Annotated in this window: 18 protein-coding genes; 14 read left to right on the top strand and 4 right to left on the bottom strand. The window is 63.2% G+C overall.

Going from position 1 to position 22,150, the window contains the following annotated elements; all coding sequences use genetic code 11:
• Window positions 1-168: 168 nt before the first annotated feature.
• Window positions 169-1,236: a helix-turn-helix transcriptional regulator gene (locus G3480_RS19095; RefSeq protein ID WP_240905922.1), complete on the bottom strand. Its 1,068-nt coding sequence runs from the start codon at window positions 1,234-1,236 to the stop codon at window positions 169-171.
• A gap of 279 nt (window positions 1,237-1,515) precedes the next feature.
• Between G3480_RS19095 and G3480_RS19090 the strand changes: the two genes are divergently transcribed.
• From G3480_RS19090 to G3480_RS19045, 10 genes are all read left to right on the top strand, one after another.
• Window positions 1,516-1,944: a hypothetical protein gene (locus G3480_RS19090; protein WP_164655480.1), complete on the top strand. Its 429-nt coding sequence runs from the start codon at window positions 1,516-1,518 to the stop codon at window positions 1,942-1,944.
• Window positions 1,941-4,118, top strand: coding sequence for an AAA family ATPase (locus G3480_RS19085; RefSeq protein WP_164655479.1), 2,178 nt, complete (start codon window positions 1,941-1,943; stop codon window positions 4,116-4,118). Before G3480_RS19090 ends, G3480_RS19085 begins: the two co-directional genes overlap by 4 nt.
• A gap of 127 nt (window positions 4,119-4,245) precedes the next feature.
• Complete coding sequence (locus tag G3480_RS19080) at window positions 4,246-4,581, top strand: hypothetical protein (protein WP_164655478.1); 336 nt, start codon at window positions 4,246-4,248, stop codon at window positions 4,579-4,581.
• Between the two features lie 43 nt (window positions 4,582-4,624).
• Window positions 4,625-5,446: a hypothetical protein gene (locus G3480_RS19075; RefSeq protein WP_164655477.1), complete on the top strand. Its 822-nt coding sequence runs from the start codon at window positions 4,625-4,627 to the stop codon at window positions 5,444-5,446.
• The gene (locus G3480_RS19070; RefSeq protein ID WP_164655476.1) at window positions 5,443-6,012 is read left to right on the top strand and encodes a 3'-5' exonuclease family protein; all 570 of its coding nucleotides are present in this window, start codon (window positions 5,443-5,445) and stop codon (window positions 6,010-6,012) included. Before G3480_RS19075 ends, G3480_RS19070 begins: the two co-directional genes overlap by 4 nt.
• Before the next feature lie 160 nt (window positions 6,013-6,172).
• The gene (locus G3480_RS19065; RefSeq protein ID WP_164655475.1) at window positions 6,173-7,675 is read left to right on the top strand and encodes a DUF2779 domain-containing protein; all 1,503 of its coding nucleotides are present in this window, start codon (window positions 6,173-6,175) and stop codon (window positions 7,673-7,675) included.
• Window positions 7,676-8,618: 943 nt separating this feature from the next.
• On the top strand, window positions 8,619-10,424 hold the full coding sequence (locus tag G3480_RS19060; RefSeq protein ID WP_240905921.1) for a sensor histidine kinase: 1,806 nt from the start codon (window positions 8,619-8,621) through the stop codon (window positions 10,422-10,424).
• Window positions 10,421-11,041 (top strand): response regulator transcription factor, encoded by a 621-nt coding sequence (locus tag G3480_RS19055; RefSeq protein WP_164655474.1) that lies wholly within the window; start codon window positions 10,421-10,423, stop codon window positions 11,039-11,041. Before G3480_RS19060 ends, G3480_RS19055 begins: the two co-directional genes overlap by 4 nt.
• Before the next feature lie 324 nt (window positions 11,042-11,365).
• Complete coding sequence (locus G3480_RS19050) at window positions 11,366-13,114, top strand: arylsulfatase (protein WP_206171795.1); 1,749 nt, start codon at window positions 11,366-11,368, stop codon at window positions 13,112-13,114.
• Between the two features lie 750 nt (window positions 13,115-13,864).
• Window positions 13,865-14,128, top strand: coding sequence for a hypothetical protein (locus G3480_RS19045; protein ID WP_164655473.1), 264 nt, complete (start codon window positions 13,865-13,867; stop codon window positions 14,126-14,128).
• 492 nt (window positions 14,129-14,620) lie between these two features.
• Here the strand turns inward: G3480_RS19045 and G3480_RS19040 are convergent, their stop codons facing one another.
• On the bottom strand, window positions 14,621-14,779 hold the full coding sequence (locus G3480_RS19040) for a hypothetical protein (protein WP_164655472.1): 159 nt from the start codon (window positions 14,777-14,779) through the stop codon (window positions 14,621-14,623).
• Between the two features lie 70 nt (window positions 14,780-14,849).
• Between G3480_RS19040 and G3480_RS19035 the strand changes: the two genes are divergently transcribed.
• The 4 genes from G3480_RS19035 to G3480_RS19020 all read left to right on the top strand — a co-directional run bounded on the left by G3480_RS19035 (window position 14,850) and on the right by G3480_RS19020 (window position 21,182).
• On the top strand, window positions 14,850-16,172 hold the full coding sequence (locus G3480_RS19035; RefSeq protein WP_164655471.1) for a haloacid dehalogenase-like hydrolase: 1,323 nt from the start codon (window positions 14,850-14,852) through the stop codon (window positions 16,170-16,172).
• 318 nt (window positions 16,173-16,490) lie between these two features.
• Window positions 16,491-18,863 carry a tetratricopeptide repeat protein gene (locus G3480_RS19030; protein WP_164655470.1) on the top strand — a complete coding sequence of 791 codons (2,373 nt, stop codon included), beginning with the start codon at window positions 16,491-16,493 and terminating at the stop codon, window positions 18,861-18,863.
• 137 nt (window positions 18,864-19,000) lie between these two features.
• Window positions 19,001-19,423, top strand: a complete 423-nt coding sequence (locus tag G3480_RS19025; protein WP_164655469.1) for a four helix bundle protein — start codon at window positions 19,001-19,003, stop codon at window positions 19,421-19,423.
• Between the two features lie 124 nt (window positions 19,424-19,547).
• The gene (locus G3480_RS19020; protein WP_164655468.1) at window positions 19,548-21,182 is read left to right on the top strand and encodes an arylsulfatase; all 1,635 of its coding nucleotides are present in this window, start codon (window positions 19,548-19,550) and stop codon (window positions 21,180-21,182) included.
• A gap of 117 nt (window positions 21,183-21,299) precedes the next feature.
• Here G3480_RS19020 and G3480_RS19015 read toward each other — a convergent pair whose 3' ends face one another.
• Entirely contained in the window at window positions 21,300-21,602 is a 303-nt protein-coding gene (locus G3480_RS19015; RefSeq protein WP_420824629.1) for a HigA family addiction module antitoxin, read from the bottom strand.
• Window positions 21,603-21,605: 3 nt separating this feature from the next.
• Complete coding sequence (locus tag G3480_RS19010; protein ID WP_164655466.1) at window positions 21,606-21,887, bottom strand: type II toxin-antitoxin system RelE/ParE family toxin; 282 nt, start codon at window positions 21,885-21,887, stop codon at window positions 21,606-21,608.
• Window positions 21,888-22,150: the final 263 nt, after the last annotated feature.

Here is a 22,150-nt window from a genome sequence, read left to right as displayed (position 1 = left end):
GCGAAACTCAAGACAGATGAGTAGGATGCCATCGATCGCCCAGAAACAGTATTAGGACTTTCACTCAAGACCACTAGTCACTCGCTCCATCTGGACCGGTGATCGATCATGGCCGAGTCTTTCCGGATTGCCGGCAAAGCCCGGGCGACAGCTCCTGGAACTGAGCGATCAGACAGAACGAGATGCCGAGTGTCCGTTTTGGCTAGCATTATTCATTTGATTGTATAAGCGCGCCATCTTCGCCGCCTGCACCTCCACAGTATGTCGCAGCTCTTCCGGACCCACGACTTTCAATTTGTCCCCCGCCCCCAATAGCCACCGCAGCAGCTGCCCAGTCGACGGAACGGTTGCCGTGATCCCGATCTCGAACTCCGGGTCATCGGGCTCGTCATCGACATCCTGATCGGCACTCAGCGGGCAATCGAGCAGCACACGCGTCATGTATCCGCGGACCAGCAGTTTCAGCTCGATCATCTCGCCCTGACCGAAGTCCACCTTCCCGTTGGCGATCGCCTCGTCCAGATCGAAATGCTCGGCCCTGCGCGCGGGGACATCGGGAAGTGCCGTGGCTGAAACCATCCGCTGGAGGGCGTAGGTTCGAACAAGGTCGTCCTCGTCGTTCTTGAGGGCGAAGAGATAGGGAACGGGGCCGCGCTGGACCACCGCCTGAGGATGGAGAAGGGCGTTCTTGCGGGCGATCTCGGGGGCTTCGTAGGCATTCTCATAGGTCACATCGAGGGCATAGCCCTTGGCCAGCGCCGTGATCACGGCCGAGAGTGCCTCGGGATTCGCCACGGGCGGCAAGAGGCGCAGCGTATCGGGGAGAATGCGCAAGCGGTCGGCTGTGAGCAGGGGCAGCGTGTCATCCACGGGCAGCTGCTGCCAGAGACGGTCGAGCTGACGCGTCTTGAGGACACCATCAACCAGGTTGCGGACTTGGCGCACGGTGTCTGACCAGATCGTCGAATCGTCGTTGATCCCCCGTGGACACCGCCGGTAGCGCAGTGGCTTTGCCTTCGGATTCGCCGTCTCAATCCGTTTCTCTCTCACCATCTCCTTGAGATCACGCTGTAGGGCGCGCAGACGGGCGTCGGGGTTGGCGTCGCCGAAATACTCCTTGTCGTTCTCCCGGTCGATCTCGCCATCCTGCTCGAGCTGCTGCAGCAGCCACTTGGCATCACGGCAGGCGGCCTCCGTCGCACCGGACGCCGGCAACAGCTCCTCGATCCGGCTCATACGGGCAACACGTCGGTAGGGGGAAGCGTTCATAGCCGGAGCATACGTCGGGCGTTGACGTACTGATGTGCGCTAATCCACACATCCCGACGGCAATCATTCACCAAAGGTGTTCGAAATCCGCTGTATCGAGGGCAGCGGAAAGACGCAGGCTATGCGTCGGGTAGTGACGTATCGGTTTGGTTAGATGACCCCACAGCCAAGACGACGGCGCCTGTCAGACCGCCGCCTGGGTCCAGATCCGCTTGATCGATTCACCTTACGGCAAAGGAGTCCCTGATGTCCCGTAATCGACCCAAAGACTTGTCCTCCCGTGAGCTCCTCGCACGCATCGGCCTGAGCGATGACGCGCCCACCGACCTGCTCGACGACGCGCCGCTCGAGGACCTGAGTGGCGACCTCGGTGCTGCCCTGCGCGAGCGCTACCAGTCCCTGGTGCGGCGACACCCCTTCGCCCCCGGCGACCTGGTCAGTTGGAAGCCGGGTCTCAGGAACAAGCGCATCCCGCGCTACGACCAGCCGGCCGTGGTCATCGAGGTGCTAGATACCCCAGCCCTCGACCGCGAGGACGAGGCCGGCAGCACCTACTTCCGCGAGCCGCTCGACCTGGTGCTTGGGGTGATCTCTGACAGCCATCCCGGACGCGGTGAGTTGTTCACCTGGCATTTTGATTCCCGTCGCTTTCAACCCTGGAGTGAAGCCGAATGATCACACGCAAACGCCCGTCCTTCTGGCGTACCGATGTCGATGCCGTCTCCGCCCTCGAACGTCGTCTCGCCCTCTATCCCATGCGGCTGCTCGCCGGGGCGCCGGAGCTCAAGCGGCGACTGCACGACACCGATTTCGTCGGCGCCTTCTGGCAACTGTCACAGCCGCTGATGCATCCGCGCTCGGTGGCGACGTTTCTGACGCAGACGGACCTCGATGATGATGAGGACGTCCTCGAGGACTGGGGTGAGGATTTCACTCAGCCGCAGCATGATCGCCATTTGCGCGCCAAGCTGCGCCAGGCCTTCGGGTCGATCTCACGCGCTGTCCTGAACCGGGTGGCCAAGGCCGACGCAGGGGTGACACTCTCGCCGACCGTCGCCCTGCTCGGGCGGGAGCTGGCCCTGGATGGCCCCTCCCTGACGGTGCTCGACTTCCTCGATCAGCACATCCTCTCCGAGCCCCTGCGCACCCTCCTGCGCGAATGTGAGCGGGCGCCGGCACGGGTCAATCTGCCGCGCATGGCGGCCCTGCTGGGACTGGAGCCTGCAGTTCTGCGCAAGACCCTGAGCCGGGAGGCGCCGCTGCGCCGGCTGGGTTTGGTGTACGTAGACGAGGACCACTCCGATCTGGAGGATTTCCTGCAATCCGGCGATCTGCTGCGCGAGGTGCTGAATGCCACCCCGACGGATGGCGAAGCCTTGCTCGAGATGCTGATCGAGCCGGCGCCCGAGGGAGCCTGGCGGCTTGCGGACTTCCCGCATCTGGTACGGGAGAGCGCCCATCTGAGCGAGGTGCTCGGCGAGGCGGCACGGACCGCGACGGTGGGGGTGAATGCCCTTTTCTATGGAGATCCCGGTACCGGCAAGACGGAGCTGGGCCGGGCGGTGGCGGCTGAGTCAGGGCTCAGAGCCTATCAGGTGCGCAGCTCGGATGAGGATGCCCGCGGTCTGAATCGCGAGGGACGGCTCTCGGCCTATCTCCTGGCGCAGCGGCTGCTGACGAGACGGCGTGATGCGCTCTTGATCTTCGACGAGGTCGAGGACGTCTTCGAGAGCGATCACTCGCTCCTCGCCCTGCTGCGCGGGGGCTCGGCCATCGGCCGCCAGAAGGGCTGGATGAATCGCATCCTGGAGGAGAACGCCGTCCCTGCGATCTGGATCAGCAACCGCACGGACGGGATGGATCCGGCCTTTCTGCGCCGCTTCCTGCTGCCGGTGGCTTTCGTGACGCCACCACGCTCGGTACGTCGGCAGATGGCGGAGCGGCATCTGGGCGACGCCGGGCTCGCGTCCGACCTGCTCGATGAGCTGGCGGCCGATCCGAAGCTCGCCCCGGCGCAACTGGGGGCGGCACGACGGCTGCTCGATCTGCGCCCGAGCACCCCGCCGGAGCAGACGGTGCGCGAGGGGGTGGCGGCGCTGCGGGGGCTGCTGCATGGGTCACCAACGCCTCGGCGGCGCTCGCCAGCGACGGCGTTCGATGTCGCCTACCTGAACCTCTCGGGCGGTCTCTCGCCGAGTGTCTTGGTGCAGGCGCTGAGCCGCGAGGGTCGCGGCAGTCTCTGTTTCTTCGGTCCACCCGGCACAGGCAAGACGGCCTTTGCCGAGGTGCTGGCCGGGGCGCTGGATCTGGAGCTGGTCGCGCAGCGGGCCTCGGATCTGCTCTCGCCCTATGTCGGAGAGACGGAGCAGAACCTGGCACGGCTGTTCCGGGAGTGCGACCCGAAGCACAGCCTCCTGGTGCTCGATGAGGTCGACAGCTTCCTCAGCGATCGGCGTCAGGCGCAACGACTGTGGGAGCGCACCCAGGTCAATGAGCTGCTCCAGCAGATGGAGAGCTGGCCGGGGCTCTTTATCGCGGCGACCAATCTAATGTCCGGGCTCGATGCGGCGGCCCTGCGGCGCTTCGATTTCAAGATCGGCTTCCGGGCGATGACGCCGGCGCAGCGCGTGGCGCTCTTTGCGCGGGAGGCGCTCGGTGATGTCCAGGCGCCGGTCCCGCCGCTGTTGGTCCGGCATCTGGAGCGGATGGAGGGGCTGACACCGGGGGATTTCGCCACAGTCTGTCGGCAGCAGCGGCTGATGGGTGAGCCCTTGACGCCGGAGCAGTTCCTCAAGCGCATGGCCGTGGAGTGGCAGCTCAAGGGGGAGGAGGTTGCGCAGGTCGCCTGAGTCTAGTCCGCCAGCCGGTCGGCTAGAGGGGACGGCCGGCGAGCCGTGCGGCATGGATTCAGTGCCGTGCCGCTGACGCATGATCCACGGACCGTCAGCGCGGTCCACACCGTTCGAGGGTATTCAGATGTTTGACAGCTACAACGATGGTGAATGTCCGCAATGCAAACTTGCCCCCGGCCCAGCCGTGGCCATGGAGCTCAACCGCGAGGATCACTGGGAGTGCCCGGTCTGTCACCTGCAGATGCTCGGCTCAGGGGGGCAGGTGCTCATCCTGCGCGAGCGCGGCTCGGGCAACTTCAAGGAGCCGAGGGTGTTGGCACCGCACTCCATCGTGGGCGCCTTCATGTGCCGCCAGAGCACCGAGGATCCCTGGGGCTCGGGCGGATACTTCCGCTCTGCCGAGGATCTGCGGACATTTCTTGAGCAGGAGGTGGACGCACCCGACAGCACCGAGGACTGACACCCACAGCGCCTCGCCACCGTTCACCGACAAGGAGAGCCTTATGACCAACATCATCGCCCATCTGAACGATGCGGCCTTTCAAAGTGTGCTCATCTCGAGTATCGAGACCTTTCCCTCGGCCTACATTGGGAACAACCACGCGAGCGGCGAGCACGCCAGGTCCTCCAAGAGCCGCAGGCACGAAGGTGAGTCCTTCAGGCTCCTGTTCGGTCAGCGCATGCTGAAGGGGAATGACATCATCTTCAACGTGAACCTGGCGGTGCCGATGCAGACGGCCAGCCGCAAGAAGGACATGGTGAGCTTCAGTCGCCTGCACTTCAGCCGAATTCGCGAAGTAACCGAGTCCTTCCCCTATCTTGAGTTTGTCGGGACCTTCCATAGCCATCCGTGCCGCAAGGACGAATACCACGCTCGGACCGTCTCAGCCTTCTCCAACGGCGACAAGGCCAACGCGATCGAGGTCGCCATGGAGTACGGGGACGAGATCCTCGAGGTGATCCTCGGCATCACCGTGCTCGATCGCCACAGCAAGCGTCCGGCGCTCATGGATGGAGAGACCATCCAGAGCTATTGCGGGCGGATCAAGTACAACCTCTCAGCCTTTTGCACCGTTGGGGCGGCGGACGATGAGGAGGACGACGATGAGGGCCTGGATGATTTCGACTTCGACACGGAGGATCTCGCCTTCGAGTTCGAGGACGCTACGAACACGCCGTCCGACAACGAACGCGATGAGGAGGAGAGCGACGCCTATCTCATGCCCGTTGACCGACTGATCTGCCCAATCGCGGCGCACGGCGGGGACATCTTCAATCGGATGGAGATATCGGAGATTGCCGTGATTCCGGAGGTCACGACATGACAGCGCCAGGTCCAAGCACGTCCGAGCCGATGCCTCGATTCCTCGATTTCGAGGCATCCAGTCTGGCCTCGGGCTCCTATCCCATCGAGGTCGCCTGGTCGAACCCTGATGGCTCCATCGAGAGCTATCTCATCTCGCCCGCCAGTGTCGAGCGCTGGACAGACTGGAGTTGGAAGGCAGAGCAGTTGCACGGCATCCGACGGGTACAGTTGCTGGCCGAGGGGAAATCGCCTGACTGGGTCTGCCGACGGCTGAATGAGGCGCTCGATGGAGCGACAGTCTACACGGATGATCCGGATTACGACGGGCAGTGGCTGACGGAGCTGTTCTCGGCGACGTGGGGGCTGTCGCCGAGTTTCACGCTGGCCAACGCTGCCCCGCTATTTCTGAGGATGCTAGAGCAGGACGCGCAGTTCGCAGATGGAGCCGCGAGACAGCTGGAGCGGGTTAAAGACAGCGTGCGGCAGCAGTTGCCGCAGCGGCATCGTGCCTCATGGGATGTCGAATATTTGCTCGGGCTTTGGCGGCAGGTGAATCGTCCATCATCGGCTACGCCGCCTGCCTAGCCCAAGGCGTCAGCTCGGTCCAAATGGACTGAGTGCGCTAATCGCTGTCGCATCCGCCGCCTAGAATCCTGCAATCCACACGGCTCAGGTTTGCAGTCCGCCCCCAGCGGCGGACTACGCGAGCCGGTCTCTTTCTGTCAGCGACGTGTCCGAGGTTACGATGCGCGTACTCTCCAAATCCAAGATCATGGCTCACCGTCAATGCCCGCGCCGCTTGTGGCTGGAGGTCAATCGCCCCAATCTGTGCGAGGACTCCGCGGATACCCAATCCCGCTACCAGATCGGCGACAGCGTCGGGGAGATCGCTCGGAGGATCTATGACCCAAAAGGTCGATGCCCTTTGATCGATGTCGCGTCGGAGGGATTCGAAGGGGCCTTTGCGCGCACTCAAGCCTTGCTGGCAAAGCGCCGCGGGATCTTCGAGGCCGGGTTCAACGCCAATGGTGGGCTGGCCTTCGCCGACGTGCTCCTGCCGGTCAAGAAGGGCGGGCGTCCAATGTGGCGAATGGTGGAGGTCAAGTCGTCCACCTCGGTCAAAGACTCTCAGCGTGACGATGTGGCCTTCCAGTCCTGGGTCGCCAAGTCGGCTGGACTCGCGTTGGCCGGTGTTTCGATTGCCTATGTCGACAACACCTGGGTCTATCCAGGTAACGAGGATTACAACGGCCTGCTGGTGGAGAAGGACCTGACCCGTGAGGCGTTTGGTCGCGGCCAGGAAGTCGCCAACTGGGTGGAGGAGGCGCAGACTACGCTGCGCAAGAAACGGGAGCCCTCCATCCAAACCGGCCATCACTGCACGCATCCCTATGCGTGCGGTTTCATCGACTATTGCCGCAGCCAGGAGGCGCAGGCGGAGTTTCCGGTCGAGTGGCTTCCAGATGTTCGAACCAAGGCCCTCAAGAGCCATATCGAGGCTGAAGGGGTCGTCGATCTGCGGGATGTGCCGGCCGCGCTCCTCAACGAGCGACAGCAGCGCGTCAAGGACTGCACCCTGTCCGGCAAATGCTATTTCGACAAGGCGGGCGCGGCCAAGCAGCTAGCGGTTCATAGGCTGCCAGCCTATTTCCTCGACTTCGAGTCAGTAAACCCGGCCGTGCCGCTCTGGAAGGGGATCCGGCCTTATCAACAGATTCCCTTCCAATTCAGCTGCCACCGACTCGATGCGAAAGGGCGACTGACCCACGATTCATTTCTCGACCTGACGGGCAAGAATCCATTGCGGCCATTCGTGAAGGCGCTGCTGGGCGCCTGCGGCGAGCGTGGGCCGATCTTCGTCTACAATGCCAGCTTCGAGAAGACCCGCATCCACGAGTTGGCCAAGCGCTTCCCCCGCGATGCTCGCGCATTACTGGCGTTGGTCGATCGGGTGGTCGATCTCCTGCCGGTGGCTAGGGGTCTCTACTATCACCCGGATCAGGAAGGCAGTTGGAGCATTAAGGCCGTTTTGCCGACCATTGCGCCGGACTTGGATTACAGCCAGTTGGTGGGCGTGCAGGATGGAGGTGCGGCCATGGTGGTTTATCAGGAAGCCATCGCGCCGACGACGTCCAGGCGGCGCTGCCAGGAGATCCAGGATCAGCTGCTAGCTTACTGCAAGCGCGATACCGAGGCACTCGTGCGGCTATGGAGTTTCTTCACGGGAAAAGCCGTAGGCGCTGTTTGAAGTGATGAGCCTTCTCCTTGATGCATACGACCCATCCAGTCTGCGAGCGTTCGTCCTGTGCAGAATCCTGGCGCCTCTACGGGAGGTCGGACTGACAGCAAACAGCAGGAAGCTGACCGCCCCATTGAGGTCGAACGCGTACCGACAATAGAACTAAGGCAATCTTCCGGTTCACATCGCGCAGTGGCTGCGCACTCAGGGTGGCAATTCCGAGTCCTAAAACTGCTGCTGGGCAAACGCATCATTGGGGCAATAGGTCCGATCTGCAGGAGCCTCCTGAGCAACAGCCAGGATAGAGAAGTCGCTCCCTCTCACCACCTATCGGTTTTATGTAGCCAGGGCTTCCAGCCCTGGCAAACCAGGCCAGGATGGCCTGGCTACGCAGGCTTGGAGCGGCTGTTCCGGTTGATTTCGGGAAACCGATAGGTGTTGAGGCGAAGGGGTAAGATAAGGATCGAAGCGGTCGCCGGCGTCTGAATCTCAGCCCCCGGACTCGGCCAGCCGCGGTCAGCGGCGCTCCGTGGCGAGCCGACTGCAACGGAACCATGAAGGGACGCCGGGGTTGCCGACCTAGGCTGACGCCTGGTGTTTTCCCCCTGAGCCTGGGTGAAGACCCGATTGGGTCGATCTCGGGCGACCAAAGCGTGGTGCGCACCCCATTTCGCAAATTTTTTGGGACTCAATACCTTTAGGGTCTCCTTCTCCGGTTACCTTTACACCTTGCCTCTTTATCTGGCCTAGGCGTTCGCTCGCCCGCTCGCGGACAAACGACAAGTCTCGATATTGGGCCCGTGGCTAACGACTACCCAGGCGGGACCTTTACCCGCTAAAGTGGGCGGCATTGCCAAGCTACCCCCTTCGCTATTTCTCGCGAGGCCGCTCCTTTATGATGTTGCGAGCAAAGCACAGATCGATTGTTCGACTTTGGGTCGCGTGCTGGCTCTTGTTCGCGCCGGCCGTCCCGGCCGAGGAGAACCGGTGCGTCCTCGTACTCTATTCCAACAATCGCTTGCTCCCGGCGAATATCGAGTTCGAAACCGGCCTGCGCGAGACGCTCGACAATTCGACGGAGCTGAACGCCGAGTTTCTCGACTATCCCCGTTTTGAAGGCGAGTCCTATCTGCGCGCCCTGACCACCTTCCTGCACGAAAAGTACGCGTTGCGACCGCCGGCCGTGCTGATCGCCGGGGGCAAGGGGGCGCTTGATTTCGTGCTCCGCCATCGTGCCGAGCTGTTTCCTGGGGTCCCGGTCATCCACGCGGCCGTTTCGCGGTCGTTCCTGCGATCGCGCCCGCCACTGCCGGCCGATGTGGTCGGCGTTCCGATCGAATTCGATTTTCCGGGCACCATTGAGCTGGCGCTGCGCTTGCACCCGCGCGCCCGACGGCTGGTGCTGGTGACCGGCGCCTCCAAGCAGGATCGCGCCTGGGAAGCGGAATTGCGCGGCGACGTAGCGCAATTCCAGGACCGGGTCACCACCGAGTTTCTCGCTGGCTTGCCGACCGATACCCTGTTGCAACGGCTGAGTGGGTTGGACGGCGACACCCTGGTCGTTACGCCGGGCTACTTCGAAGACGGTGTCGGTCACCTGTTTTCCCCGCGCGAAGCCGCTGGGCTCATCGCCGCTGCCGCCGCCGCGCCTGTGTACGGACCCTTCGACACCTTTATCGGCATCGGCATCGTCGGCGGCTCCATGCCGAATTTCGCGGCCATGGGGCAACAGGCGGGACGCCTCGTGAAAGATCGGCTTGCCGGCGGCGCGCCCGCCGCGCCGCGCTTGCCGGAGATGATGCCCAAGGCCGTGAACCTCGACTGGCGACAGATCCGGCGCTGGGACATCGACCCGAGTGCTATTCCGGACGGCGCCATCGTGCGGTTCAAGCCCCCGACACTCCTGGAGCAACATGCAACCGCAACGGTCTTCGCCACAGTCGTCTTTCTGCTGCAGGCAGGGTTGATCGCCCGGCTCCTGTTCGAAAGCCGTCGCCGCCGCCGGATGGAACTGGCGATACAGCAACAGCGCTTCGAACTCGCCCATGCCTCGCGCCTCGCGGTCGCTGGGGAGTTGACGGGCGCGATCGCCCACGAGATCAACCAACCCCTCGGCGCCATTCTGAGCAACGCTGATGCCGCCGATCTCCTGCTCGCCTCCGATGAGGATCGGCGTGACGAACTCCGCGCGATCATGGCCGACATACGCCGGGACAACATGCGGGCGAGCGAGGTCATCCGCCGGCTGCGGGCGCTGCTCGCCAAGCAGCCGGCCGACTGGCACACCTTCGCGCTGAACGATGCTGTCCGCGAGCTGGAGCCCGTGCTGCGCGCCGAAGCGCGGCGGCGCGGGGTGGCGCTTGACCTGCGACTTGCCGCGACCGCCACCACCCTGCTCGGCGATCGCGTCCAGATCCAGCAGGTGCTCATCAATCTGGCGCTCAACGCCATGGATGCGGCGAACGGCCTGCCCGAGGCGCGACGCGCGGTCGCCTTGTCCGTGGAACGCGACGCGGATCGCCTGACGCTGGTGGTCCGCGATCGCGGACAGGGTATCGCTCCTGAGCATCTGCCGAGGCTGTTCGATTCGTTCTTCAGCACCAAGCCCCGGGGCATGGGGCTGGGCCTGTCCATCACCCGCACACTCGTCGAGGCCCACGGCGGCCGCGTCTGGGCGGAATCAGATCCCGGCGCGGGCGCGGTGTTCCGGGTCGAATGGCCAGCGGTCGACGACGCGGGCACAGCGGAGCCGGCATGACCACCTCTTCACCCCTGATCCACGTCGTCGATGACGACGAGTCACTGCGCACGGCGCTGCTGCGATTGCTCGACGCGGCCGGTTTCAACGCGCGCGGCTACGCCTCGGTCGGCGAATTCCTGTTGCAGCCGCTGCCGGAGGGTCCAGGTTGCGTGCTGCTGGATGTGCGAATGCCAGGGCCGTCGGGGCTCGACCTGCAAGCCGCCCTGCTGCGCCAGGGCAATGCGCTGCCGGTGGTCTTTCTAACCGGCTACGCCGACGTGGTTGTCAGTGTGCAGGCGATGAAGGCCGGCGCCTTGGACTTTCTGACCAAGCCGGTTGAACGCGAGGCCCTGTTCGAGGCGCTCCAGCGCGCGCTCGCCCACGACGCGGCCGAGCGGGCGGCCCGTGCGGAAGCGGAGCAATTGCGCGCGGCCTTTGCCGCGCTGACCCCCCGCGAGCAAGCGGTTTTCGACCAGGTCGTCGCCGGTCAGCTCAACAAACAGATCGCTGATGCGCTGGGAATCGCGGAACGCACCGTCAAGATGCAGCGCGCGCAAATGATGACGAAGCTAGGCGTGAGTTCGGCGGCCGAACTCGGCCGCTTGGCCGAGCGGCTGCAACACTTGCCCGATTGATCCCTTGCGCGTTCGCGACCACGCCCACCTTTGCCCTTTCGGGCAAACTCCTTTGCCCCTTCGCCCGGTAGTCTCGTTGCCGTTCCTGCGGGATGATCGCGAAGAGGGCATGCGGTTTAGTCGAATAGTCCATTCATTGGTGAAGCGCAGGTCGCATGTCTGGCCAAGCCGTTTCGCGATCACCCATTGCTGGAAGCCATCGATGCCGCGGAGCTACAACGAGCGCCCGCTCAACTTCATCTCCCTCGTCTCCAATCCTGACCCCACCAGGCCGCATGTGGGCGCCGGGCTCTGATACCGCTTCTTAACCAGAGGATAGTGCAGATGCGACTCAACAATCGAAGGATCCCGAAATCGCCCCCTATTGCGGGGCTCAAGACCGCCGGCTCGATCCTGGCCCTAACGGCCTGTCTCGCCATCGGCAACGCCCAGGCCGCCGACCCCAGTGAGAAGCCCAACATCCTATTCATCATGGGCGATGACATCGGCATCATGAACGTGGGTGCCTACCATCAGGGACTCATGGTTGGGGAGACGCCCAACCTCGACCGCCTCGCGGATGAAGGTGCGCGGTTCATGACCTACTATGCCGAGCAGAGCTGCACGGCCGGGCGCACCGCCTTCTTCACCGGCATGCATCCGCTGCGCGCCGGCATGGTCATGCCACAGCTTCCGGGCGCCACCAGTTCGCTGTTGCCGGGCACGCCTGCGCTGGCCAAATTCCTGCTCGATCTCGGCTACAACACCGGCGAGTTCGGCAAGAACCACCTCGGCGACAAATCGGCGTCGCTGCCAACGGCACACGGCTTCCAGGAGTTCTGGGGCTACCTGTATCACCTCGACGCCATGCAGGGGGTGAGCTTCCCCGACATCAACAAGTCGCCGACCGATCAGACCGTTGTTCCGCCCTGTAAGAACACCCCGGTCAAGGGGCTCGCAGAGGTTCCCGGTGCCGTGGATCCGAAGACCACGCTCTGCATGACCCCGCCGCGGCCGGTCCTCCACTGTACGTCGTCGGACGGCACGGAAGCGAACCAGAGCTGCAAGGACATGGGGCCGCTAACGCTGGAACGTTCCAAGACCGTGGACGAGGAGATCTCCACCCAGGTCATCGACTTCCTCGAGCGCAACGACCCCGAGAAGACCGGCAAGCCGTTCTTCGTCTGGTATAACCCGGCGCGCATGCACGTCACCACCATGCTCTCGGATGAGTACATGGACATGCTGGGCGAAAAGGGCGGCAAGGACTGGGGTATCAACGAAGCCGGCATGAAGCAGATGGACGACAACATCGGCTACGTGCTGAAAAAGCTCGAGGACATGGGCGAACTCGACAACACCATCGTCGTCTTTACCACCGACAATGGCGCTGAGACCATCACCTACCCGGACGGCGGTATCACGCCCTTCAGAGGCGGCAAGCTCACCACTTGGGAAGGCGGTATGCGGGCTCCGATGCTCGTGCGCTGGCCGGGGCACGTCAAGGCCGGCTCGAACCCGGACCAGATCTTCTCGTCACTGGACTGGGTGCCCACCTTGGTCAATATCGCCGGCGGGCCTTCGGGAGATGGTCTGAAGAAGCAGATTGAGGCCGGCAAGTACCCCGGCATCGTCAAGACCACGCTGGACGGCTTCGACCAGCGCGATTACCTGGAAGGCAAGTCGGATTCGGCACGCGACCACTTCTTCTATTACACCGGTAAAGATCCTTCGGCGGTGCGGTACAAGAACTGGAAGTTCTACTACACGATGATTTCTTCCAATGCGACGGATGCGTTCAACCCCCCAACCACCTATCACTGGACCTATGTCAGCAACCTCAAGCGCGATCCCTTCGAGCGGTCGGTCGCGTCGGTTGATGGGACCCTCTTGAGCTACGGCGGCGCCTTGGCTGCTCCAAGCACGGCGTACATCTATGACTGGAACCTGCTGCCCATGGGGCAGCTGATGTGGCTGAAGGAACTCGAGACCTATCGGGAATTCCCCTCGCTGCAGATGCCGGCCAGCTACAACCTGGATCAGGTGATCGAGGCGATGCAGTCCGCGAAGCACATCAGCCACGCGGGTGAGTAACGACGCGAAGCGTCGCTGATGCGATGGACCGGGCGGCTCGCAAGGGCCGCCCGGAAAGAACGGGGTCAAGCCTTGTCTTTTGTCGGGCAGAGAGGCAAAACGCGAGACCTGAGCCCGTTTCCCTATGTGAGCCCGGTCCCCGGTGGCGCACTCCACCATGAGGCCGCTGAGGGCCGAGATCGGGCGCTGACCAGCCAATTTTCCCAAACAGCTCGATGGGTTCAGCCTGCGAAACCCAGCATTTTCGGGGTTTGCACTACCGCCATTGTTGGATTTCGTGACTCAGCCCAGCCTAGCCTTCTGTCTTTCCTTTACGAACAACGCCCGAAACCTTCCGGCCGAGGCACCCATTGCCTCTATCCGAAGACTGAGTTCATGACCAAGACATTCAAGCCAGGGCGTTCTATACCCGTCGCAGATGGGTTTTCGGGAAAGCGAGGTGCGTCCCTCGAGCCCGAGAGCAAGGCACACCGACGCGTCATAGCCGCCCTATTGCCGGTGGTGTGGATGCCTTCGCTCGGAGGAGACATCGGCAGCACGACCGGCGTCGGGGATCGCCTTTTCACGGCCTTTTTGTCGCCGGCCAATCCCCGTAAATGGGTCTGGGGGGCATGACCGGTCGTTGTGCTATAACGTCTTGAGCCAGGACTTTGGGGCCAACTGGCAGATCCGAGCACAAGTCCAGTTCATGTTTCCCAAATAGGACTGAGCTGAAACCCTGATATCACGCAACCAGAGAGAGACTTGATCATGTCGATTCGAACCCTGTTGACATCAACGGCACTGAGCGCCGCGCTTGGACTCACCAGCGGCTTGGCCTTGGGCCAGTCTGCAACCGCGACGGAAGACGCCGCCATCCAGGCTGATGAGGTGGTCGAGGCCGACGCAATGGCCGCGGAGATCGTTGATGAGGAAGCCGTCATCATCGATGAAGTCGAAGACGCCGAGGAGCATGCAGAGGCTAAGGAAACCGCCAAGCAAGGAATGCGGGATTTCATGGAGACGAAACGCTGACCAGCGAGTGATCTGAATCCAGATTCATCCCATGACGACCGGGATGTCTGAACAAAGCGATCTTCAAGCGCGAAGACGAATGGGTGGGTTTTTGACCCGCCCGGCGGTCTTCACCCGATTCAACAAGCCTTTAGCGCGTAGGCTGGGTTGAGCTTGCGGGCCTTGGTCATCCGTTGGGCCGGTGGACGAGCGAGCGCGAAGTCCACCGAATCTCGCGTCGGCGTTGGTGGACTGCGCTGCGCTTGTCCACCCTACGGAAGACGACTGGCTGAAACGATGATCGACGCCAGCTTGCGAAACCCAGCATTTTCGGGATTTGCAATACCGCCGTTGCTGGGTTTCGTACCTCAACCCCTCAGCTCCACGGACACTAAGGAAGTGTCCATCAATAACTTCCCCCCTCCCCTTTCGCAAAGGGGGATGGGGCGATTTCGGGCGGCATCGCGCGCATCGGGGAACAATTGATGGGCACTTTCTGAGCTTAACTCCCGATCAGTATTTCGTCTGAAGTAGCAGGCTGTGGTCAGAGCCGCGCGCGTCATCGTGCAGGACCTGCATCACCACGTGACCCAGCGTGGCAATCGGCGCCAGTGAAGGTTTCTTGTCGACGAAGATGACGCCGAGTACCGCCGTCTGCTGGCCGTCGCGCATCGATATCTTCCCGAATGGGCGGACTTTCTAACCCACGATGGCTTCATTCCATTCAGCAAGGGATCCACTGATGAAGAAACCCTCAATCCTGAAACCACCCTTCACCACGAGGTTTAAGGCCGCTTGGTCGGTACTGGCGCTCACCGCCTGTCTGTCCGTGGGCAGCGCCCAGGCCGCCGACCAGGGTGCTCGCCACCACGCCAAGGGCGAATACGATAGCGTGACCGCCATCTATGAGGTTGTGGAGGGTGACGAGCTGATTGTGATCGGCGAACGCTTCCAGGTTCCGCTGGACACCCTGAAGGCGGAGAATCACCTCACCTCGGACCTGATTAAGCCCGGCCAGAAGCTGACCATCACGACGGACGCGCGGACTGTCTCAACTCAGAACAAGACACGGGAAGCATCGCCAACGCAGGCGCAGGCACCGGAGCACACCCCCGATGATCCGCTGTCCGCCTGGAATGACGGGCCGGCGAAGCAGGCGATCATGGCCTTCGTGAAGGAGACCACGACGCCGGGAAGCCCGACATTCGTGCCGCCAGCGGAACGCATCGCGACCTTCGACCAGGACGGTACGCTCTGGGTCGAGCACCCCATGTACAGCCAGGTGGTCTACTGCCTGGAGCGGATTCCGGCGGTGGTCAAGGCGAAACCGGAGCTAGCGCAGGAGGAGCCGTTCAAGACCGTGCTGTCCGGCGACCGCGAGGCCATCGCCAAGCTCCCCATGGACGACCTGATCAAGATCCTCGCCGCCACGCTGACCGGCATGGATGTCGACGAGTTCAATGCCGAGGCGGAGAAGTGGCTCGCAACCGCCAAGAACGCGCGCTGGAACCGGCCCTACACCGATCTCACCTACCTGCCGATGCAGGAACTCATGGAGTACCTCCGCGCCAAGGGTTACAAGACCTACATCGTCACCGGCGGCGGTCAGGACTTCGTCCGGGTGTATTCCGAGTCCGCTTACGGGATTCCGCCTGAGCAGGTGGTCGGCAGCGCCGGGGAGACCAAATACGGCTATCGCAAGGACGGCAAGCCGTTTCTCACCAAGGAGCCGAAACTGCTCCTGAACGACAACAATGCCGGCAAGCCAGAGGGCATCCACCTGATGATCGGGCGTCGGCCCCAAGCGGCATTCGGAAACTCGACCGGCGACCGCCAGATGCTGGAATACACCAAGGCTGGTGACGGCGCGCGGCTGTCGATGATTCTGCTCCACGACGACGCCGAGCGCGAGTACGCCTACGGACCGGCGCAAGGGCTGCCCGACACCAAGGTCGGCACCTTCACCCAGGCGCTGTACGACGAGGCGCAGAAGCAGGGCTGGATCGTCATCAGCATGAAGACCGACTGGAATCGGATTTTTGCCTTCGAGGAAGGTCAGGACTGAGCGGAGAAGGTCCGCACAGCGAACCGTCCCTCGGTGGCCGCCACTTGGCAGTGATCATCGTTGTCGTTGTCGTAATCGGCTATCCGACCACGACCACGATTACGATTACGATTACGATTACGATTACGATTACGATTACGACAACGATTACGACAACGACAACGACAACGACAACGACAACGACAAGCCTAAGTCATCTGCAAACAGTTGGCGCACTCAAGCAATCGAGTGAAAGCGGGCGCTCCAACAGCTGCGGGCGCAGAATGTGGGCGTGGAACCCAATCGATTGCCTGATTTCGAACCCTGCTAGGAGAACCGATGCCTGATCCCCTGTCCGCCGCCCGGATCCTAATGGGCCCGGTTGTCCCGCACCTCATCGCGGCTGTCCTTTGCATGTTGCTGCCCGCTGCGTCGGCGCTCGCGGCCGACGCGGCCGCCACCGAGGGCTATATCGGCAGCACGCGCTGCGGCACCTGCCACGCCGCCGAACTCACCGCCTGGCAGGGTTCCCACCACGACCTGGCCATGGCCGAGGCGACGCCGGAGAACGTCCTCGGCGACTTCGACAACGCCGAATTCACCGCCCATGGCGTCACTACGCGCTTCTACCGTGATGGCGAGGCATTCCGGGTCGACACAGACGGCCCGGACGGCAAGCCTGCGAGCTATTCCATCGCCTACACCTTCGGTTGGACGCCCTTGCAGCAATACTTGATCCGCTTCCCGGGCGGGCGGCTGCAAGCGCTCGGCATCGCCTGGGATTCACGCCCGGCCGATCAGGGCGGCCAGCGCTGGTTCCACCTCTACCCGGACGAGGCGGACTACGGCCCCGATAACCCGCTGCACTGGACCAACCGCGACCAGACCTGGAACTACCAGTGCGCCGAGTGCCACTCCACCGGCCTGCACAAGGGCTACGACCTGAGTACGGACGCCTACACCACCACCTGGGCCGAGATCGACGTCGCCTGCGAGGCCTGCCACGGCCCCGGCGCCGCGCACGCAAAGCAGGCCGAGGCCGCGGCGGCGGGCGATGCCGAGGCCTGGGACGCCCACAAGGGCCTGACGCCGGACCTCGCCGACCGCGACAACCCGACCTGGGTGCAGGCCCCGGAGACCGGCCTGCCGCACCGCGAGCCGCCGCGCAGCAGTCATGCCGAGGTCAACACCTGCGCCCGGTGCCATTCCCGACGCGGCCAGCTGCACGTCCCCTACACCCCGGACGCACCGCTGGAGGACACCCATCGGCTGGCCTTGCTGGGAGAGGGCCTGTATTACGCCGACGGGCAGATCCAGGACGAGGTTTTCGTGCACGGCTCCTTCATCCAGAGCCGCATGTTCCACCTGGGCGTCACCTGCAACGACTGCCACGACCCGCATTCGCTGCAACTGCGCGCGCCCGGTAACGCCGTCTGCGCCCGCTGCCATGCGCCGACCCGCTACGACAGCGCCGAGCACCATCATCACCCGATGACCGCTACCGCCGGCACCAAGGGCAGCGGCACTGCCTGCCTCGACTGCCACATGCCGGAGCGCAACTACATGGTCATCGACGCGCGCGCCGACCACAGCCTGCGCATCCCGCGCCCGGACCTTGCTGCGGCCCTGGGCACGCCCGACGCCTGCACCGGCTGCCATACCGAGCTGACCCCGGCGCAGGCAGCGGCTCAGGTGCAGACCTGGTACGGCACACCCAAGCGCCCGGCGCACTTTGCCACCGCGCTGCACGCCGGTCGCAGCGGAGCGCCGGATGCCGCCGCAAAGCTCGCCAAGCTGGCGGCGGATACGGATGCGCCCGCGATCGCCCGGGCGACGGCCCTGGACCTGCTTGCCCAGCAGCCGGAACCCATCGATCCAGCCCTGTTGGAAGGCCTTGCTAAGTCCGATTCCCCGCTGCTACGCGCTGCCGTCGCCCGCGCCCTGGAGCGCCTACCGCCGCAGAACGCGCTCAGCATCGGGCTTGAGCTGCTGGACGACCCGACGCGCCTAGTGCGCATCGATACCGCCCGCGCAATGGCCGCTTACGCCCGATTGGAGGCCAACATCCCCGGCCGTGAATCCCCGTTGCGCAAGGCCCTCGCACCGGCGCTGGCCGAGTACCGCGAGGCCCAGCTCACCAACGCCGAGCGCCCCGAGGACTGGCTCAACCTCGGTGTGCTCGACAGCCTGCTGGGCGACTCCGATGCCGCGGAGCGCGACTACCGCCAGGCGCTGGCGCTGGAGGCCGACTTCACGCCCGCTTACGCCAACCTCGCCGACCTGTACCGCGCGCTCGGGCGTGACGACGACGGTCGCAGGGTGCTTGAACAGGGACTCAAGCAGGCCCCGGACGACGCCGATCTGCTGCACGCACTGGGTCTCCTGGAGATCCGCACCAAGCACCTGCCCGCCGCAGTGGAGCTGCTCGGCCGCGCCGCCGCGCAGGCCCCGGAGCAGCCCCGCTACGCCTATGTCCATGCTCTGGCGCAGGAGGCGAACGGCGACCCGCGTGCGGCCATCGCCACCCTCACGGCAGCCACCGACCGCCACCCCAACGACGCCAACATCGCGCTCGCGCTGGTGAGCCTCAACGCCAAGGCCGGCGACCGGGACGCCGCGATCACCTGGGCGGAGCGTTACCTGGCCCACTTCCCGGACCCGTCCGGGCAGGTCGGCGCGCTGCTGGCGCAGCTTAAGGGCGCTGCCGAGTAGCGTTCTTGGGAAGGATTCACCAATAGCCGTCACAACTCTATTGGTGGCCGTAGCGCAATCGGAGTCGGGGTCGGGGTCGGGGTCGGGGTCGCTATCGGAATCGCAATCGGAACCGGAATCAAGCGAGAAGACGCCCTATGGCATTCGGCCATGAAAAGCTCGACGTATACCGTGCGGCCATCGAGTATGTCGGTTGGGCCTACCGGTATTGCGTGAAGCTGAAAGGACACCGCAACGCGAAGGATCAACTCCTGCGTGCATCGCAAGCGATTGCGCTGAACATTGCCGAGGGTAACGGCAAAGCAACGAACGGGGATCGACGCCGGTATTTTGAAATCGCCCGAGGTTCGGCGCTGGAGTGCGCTGCGATTCAGGACGTGCTGCAAGTGTGCGAGGCGTTGTCCGCGGACGACAACAATCAGCAGAAGGCACTGCTCGATCGTATTGTGGCCATGCTGACGAAGCTCGGACAGCGTGGCTACGCGGTCCGCGAGGAGCTTGGCGAATACCGGGGCAGTCAAGTCGATGCCGATGCCGATGCCGATGCCGATACCAATTAGCTGGCTAGCCAGACCCAAGCCGATAAGCTGCTGAACTTAATTCTTGCAACCTTACTTCGCGGGCGCCACCAATTCCCACGGCGCCCCCCTAACCACTCGCCCACAACCTTAACCGGGAGAAATCATGAAAAAAACCTTGCTGAAGTTTATTCCACTGATTGCGGTGTCGGCCTGGATGCCCGGCGCCATGGCGGCCGCCGAAGCGGCCGCCGAAAAGCCCAATATCCTCGTCATCTTCGGTGACGATATCGGCATGTGGAATGTCGGTGCCTATACCCACGGCATGATGGGCCAGACGCCCAACATCGACCGCATCGCCAAAGAGGGCATGCTGTTTACCGATCACTACGCGCACCCAAGCTGTACCGCCGGACGGGCCGCGTTCATCACCGGGCAATTGCCGGTGCGCACCGGTCTGACGACCATCGGCATCCCCGGCTCAAAGCTGGGCCTGCAGAAGGAAGACCCGACACTGGCCGAGGTGCTGAAGCCGCTTGGCTACGCGACCGGGCAGTTCGGCAAGAACCACCTGGGCGACCGCAACGAGTTCCTGCCGACCGTGCATGGTTTCGACGAGTTCTACGGCAACCTCTATCACCTCAACGCCGAGGAAGAGCCCGAGCAGCTCGACTACCCAGGGGTGAAGAATCCCGAGTTCACCAAGAAGTTCGGCCCGCGTGGCGTCCTGCATTGCTGGGCGACGGACACCGACGACCCCACCGATGACCCAAAGTTCGGCCCCATGGGCAAGCAGCGCTGTGAGGACACCGGTGCGCTCACCCGCGAGCGCATGAAGACCGTGGACAGCGAGTTCCTGAAGGCGGCCGAGACCTTCATCGAGAGCAGCGTCAAGGAAGACAAGCCCTTCTTCGTCTGGTTCAACCCCACCCGGATGCACATCTGGACCCACGTACCCACGGAGTACCTACAGAAGGCCGTCGACGAGGGGCGTCCCGAGAACGATGTTTATCGCGCCGGCATGATCCAGCACGACGCTGAGATCGGCCAGTTGCTGAAGAAGCTCGACGACCTGGGAGTTGCCGACAACACCATCGTGGTCTATTCGACGGATAACGGCTACGAGCTGATGTTTTGGCCGGACGGCGGCTACTCCCCCTTCCGGGGCGAAAAGGGCACGACCTGGGAAGGCGGCGTGCGGGTGCCGATGCTGGTCCGCTGGCCCGACAAGATCCCTTCCGGCAGCGTCTCCAACGCCATCCAGAGCCATGAAGACCTCTTCGTCACCCTGGCCGCGGCCGCCGGCGAGCCGGACCTCAAGGACAAGCTGCTTGAGGGCGCACAGATGGGCGACATGACCTACAAGGTCCACCTGGACGGCTACGACAACCTCGATCTGTGGACCGGCAAGACGGACAAATCCGCCCGCAAGGAGTACTTCTATTACGACGAGGCGACCCTCACCGGCGCGCGCGTGGGCGATTGGAAGATGCTGTTCGGGGTCAAGGAAAACGGGCTGTGGTGGGACCCCATCGTTTATCCCTCGGCGCCCTATCTGTTCAACCTGCGCATGGACCCCATGGAGCGCTTCGACCCCCTGTCCCACGAATGGGGCTATATGGGCCGCAAGTTCTTAGCCCAGAAGATGTGGACCCTGGTCCCGGCGCAAGGGATCATCGCCGAGCACATGAAGAGCCTGAAGGAATGGCCGCCACGCCAACGGGCCGAGTCGCTGAGCCTGCAGAAGGCCACGGAGGCGGTGATGCGGCAGCTTGAGAACAACCCAGGACAGGTCTGGTAAAACCAATCCCTGCGGGTCCGATTGCCGGCATGGAGTCCGGCAATCGGGCCAACCTGCACGCTCAGGGATGCTTGTACTTTCGATCCGTTGTCGTGATCTTTGGGACAGGAGGGCAGGTCAAGCCGCCCGCGGCCTGACGTCTCGTTCCAGTCGTTCGCCCAGACGCTTGCGTGCCTCTTCCAAGTCGTAGTCCGCCTGGAGTCCCATCCAAAACCCCTCTGAGGTCCCGAAGTAGCGCGCCAGGCGCAGGGCGGTGTCGGCGGTGACAGCGCGCTGACCGTGGACGATCTCGTTGATGCGCCGTGGCGGCACGCCGAGGTTCCGCGCCAGACCATTCTGGCTGATGCCCATGGGTGTCAGGAACTCTTCGAGCAATACCTCGCCGGGGTGCACGTTGTCGAGGACAGGGTTCATAGTCATACCTCAGTGGTAATCAACGATCTCGACGGCGTCCGCGTCGCCGTTTCCCCAAACAAAACAGATGCGCCACTGCCGATTGATGCGGATGCTGTACTGGCCGGCGCGATCCCCATGCAGGGCCTCCAGGCGGTTCGCCGGGGGGATGCGCAGATCGTCCAGGGAGCGGGCGTTGTTCAGCATGCGGAGCTTGCGCCGGACGATCTTTTGGATCTGCGGTGGGAGCCGCCGATCTACCTCGCCGGCCCAAATGCGCTCCGCAGCCTTGTCGCGAAAACCCTTGATCATGGGGTTGACTATAACGCAAGGCGTTATGTTCTACAACATGCCCTCTTTGTCAATTGAAGAGCGTGGTTACCCTTGGTAGATGTCGACCTTTGTTTCCAGGCAGCGTCTTAAGAGGATATCCAGAACAGAATTTGCCTTACCTTTAGGTTTCTTGGAGTTTTCGGAATAAGATTTCTGCGCAAGCCAGCTGAATCAGTGCCAAGTAGTTTTGCAACTGGCAAACATAACGGGTACGAATCGCCCGAAATCCTTTCAGCCAGGCG

The sequence above is a fragment of the Thiorhodococcus mannitoliphagus genome (genome assembly GCF_010915725.1).
GTDB lineage: Bacteria > Pseudomonadota > Gammaproteobacteria > Chromatiales > Chromatiaceae > Thiorhodococcus > Thiorhodococcus mannitoliphagus.
The sequence above is the reverse complement of the archived record's forward strand: the minus strand, read 5'-3'. Positions and strand labels throughout refer to the sequence as shown.

Coding starts and splice junctions, on each gene's coding strand:
- G3480_RS19095 (WP_240905922.1), bottom strand. CDS start 1,236: ATGAGCCGGATCGAGGAGCTGTTGCCGGCGTCCGGTGCGACGGAGGCC.
- G3480_RS19090 (WP_164655480.1), top strand. CDS start 1,516: ATGTCCCGTAATCGACCCAAAGACTTGTCCTCCCGTGAGCTCCTCGCA.
- G3480_RS19085 (WP_164655479.1), top strand. CDS start 1,941: ATGATCACACGCAAACGCCCGTCCTTCTGGCGTACCGATGTCGATGCC.
- G3480_RS19080 (WP_164655478.1), top strand. CDS start 4,246: ATGTTTGACAGCTACAACGATGGTGAATGTCCGCAATGCAAACTTGCC.
- G3480_RS19075 (WP_164655477.1), top strand. CDS start 4,625: ATGACCAACATCATCGCCCATCTGAACGATGCGGCCTTTCAAAGTGTG.
- G3480_RS19070 (WP_164655476.1), top strand. CDS start 5,443: ATGACAGCGCCAGGTCCAAGCACGTCCGAGCCGATGCCTCGATTCCTC.
- G3480_RS19065 (WP_164655475.1), top strand. CDS start 6,173: ATGCGCGTACTCTCCAAATCCAAGATCATGGCTCACCGTCAATGCCCG.
- G3480_RS19055 (WP_164655474.1), top strand. CDS start 10,421: ATGACCACCTCTTCACCCCTGATCCACGTCGTCGATGACGACGAGTCA.
- G3480_RS19050 (WP_206171795.1), top strand. CDS start 11,366: ATGCGACTCAACAATCGAAGGATCCCGAAATCGCCCCCTATTGCGGGG.
- G3480_RS19045 (WP_164655473.1), top strand. CDS start 13,865: ATGTCGATTCGAACCCTGTTGACATCAACGGCACTGAGCGCCGCGCTT.
- G3480_RS19040 (WP_164655472.1), bottom strand. CDS start 14,779: ATGCGCGACGGCCAGCAGACGGCGGTACTCGGCGTCATCTTCGTCGAC.
- G3480_RS19035 (WP_164655471.1), top strand. CDS start 14,850: ATGAAGAAACCCTCAATCCTGAAACCACCCTTCACCACGAGGTTTAAG.
- G3480_RS19030 (WP_164655470.1), top strand. CDS start 16,491: ATGCCTGATCCCCTGTCCGCCGCCCGGATCCTAATGGGCCCGGTTGTC.
- G3480_RS19025 (WP_164655469.1), top strand. CDS start 19,001: ATGGCATTCGGCCATGAAAAGCTCGACGTATACCGTGCGGCCATCGAG.
- G3480_RS19020 (WP_164655468.1), top strand. CDS start 19,548: ATGAAAAAAACCTTGCTGAAGTTTATTCCACTGATTGCGGTGTCGGCC.
- G3480_RS19015 (WP_420824629.1), bottom strand. CDS start 21,602: ATGACTATGAACCCTGTCCTCGACAACGTGCACCCCGGCGAGGTATTG.
- G3480_RS19010 (WP_164655466.1), bottom strand. CDS start 21,887: ATGATCAAGGGTTTTCGCGACAAGGCTGCGGAGCGCATTTGGGCCGGC.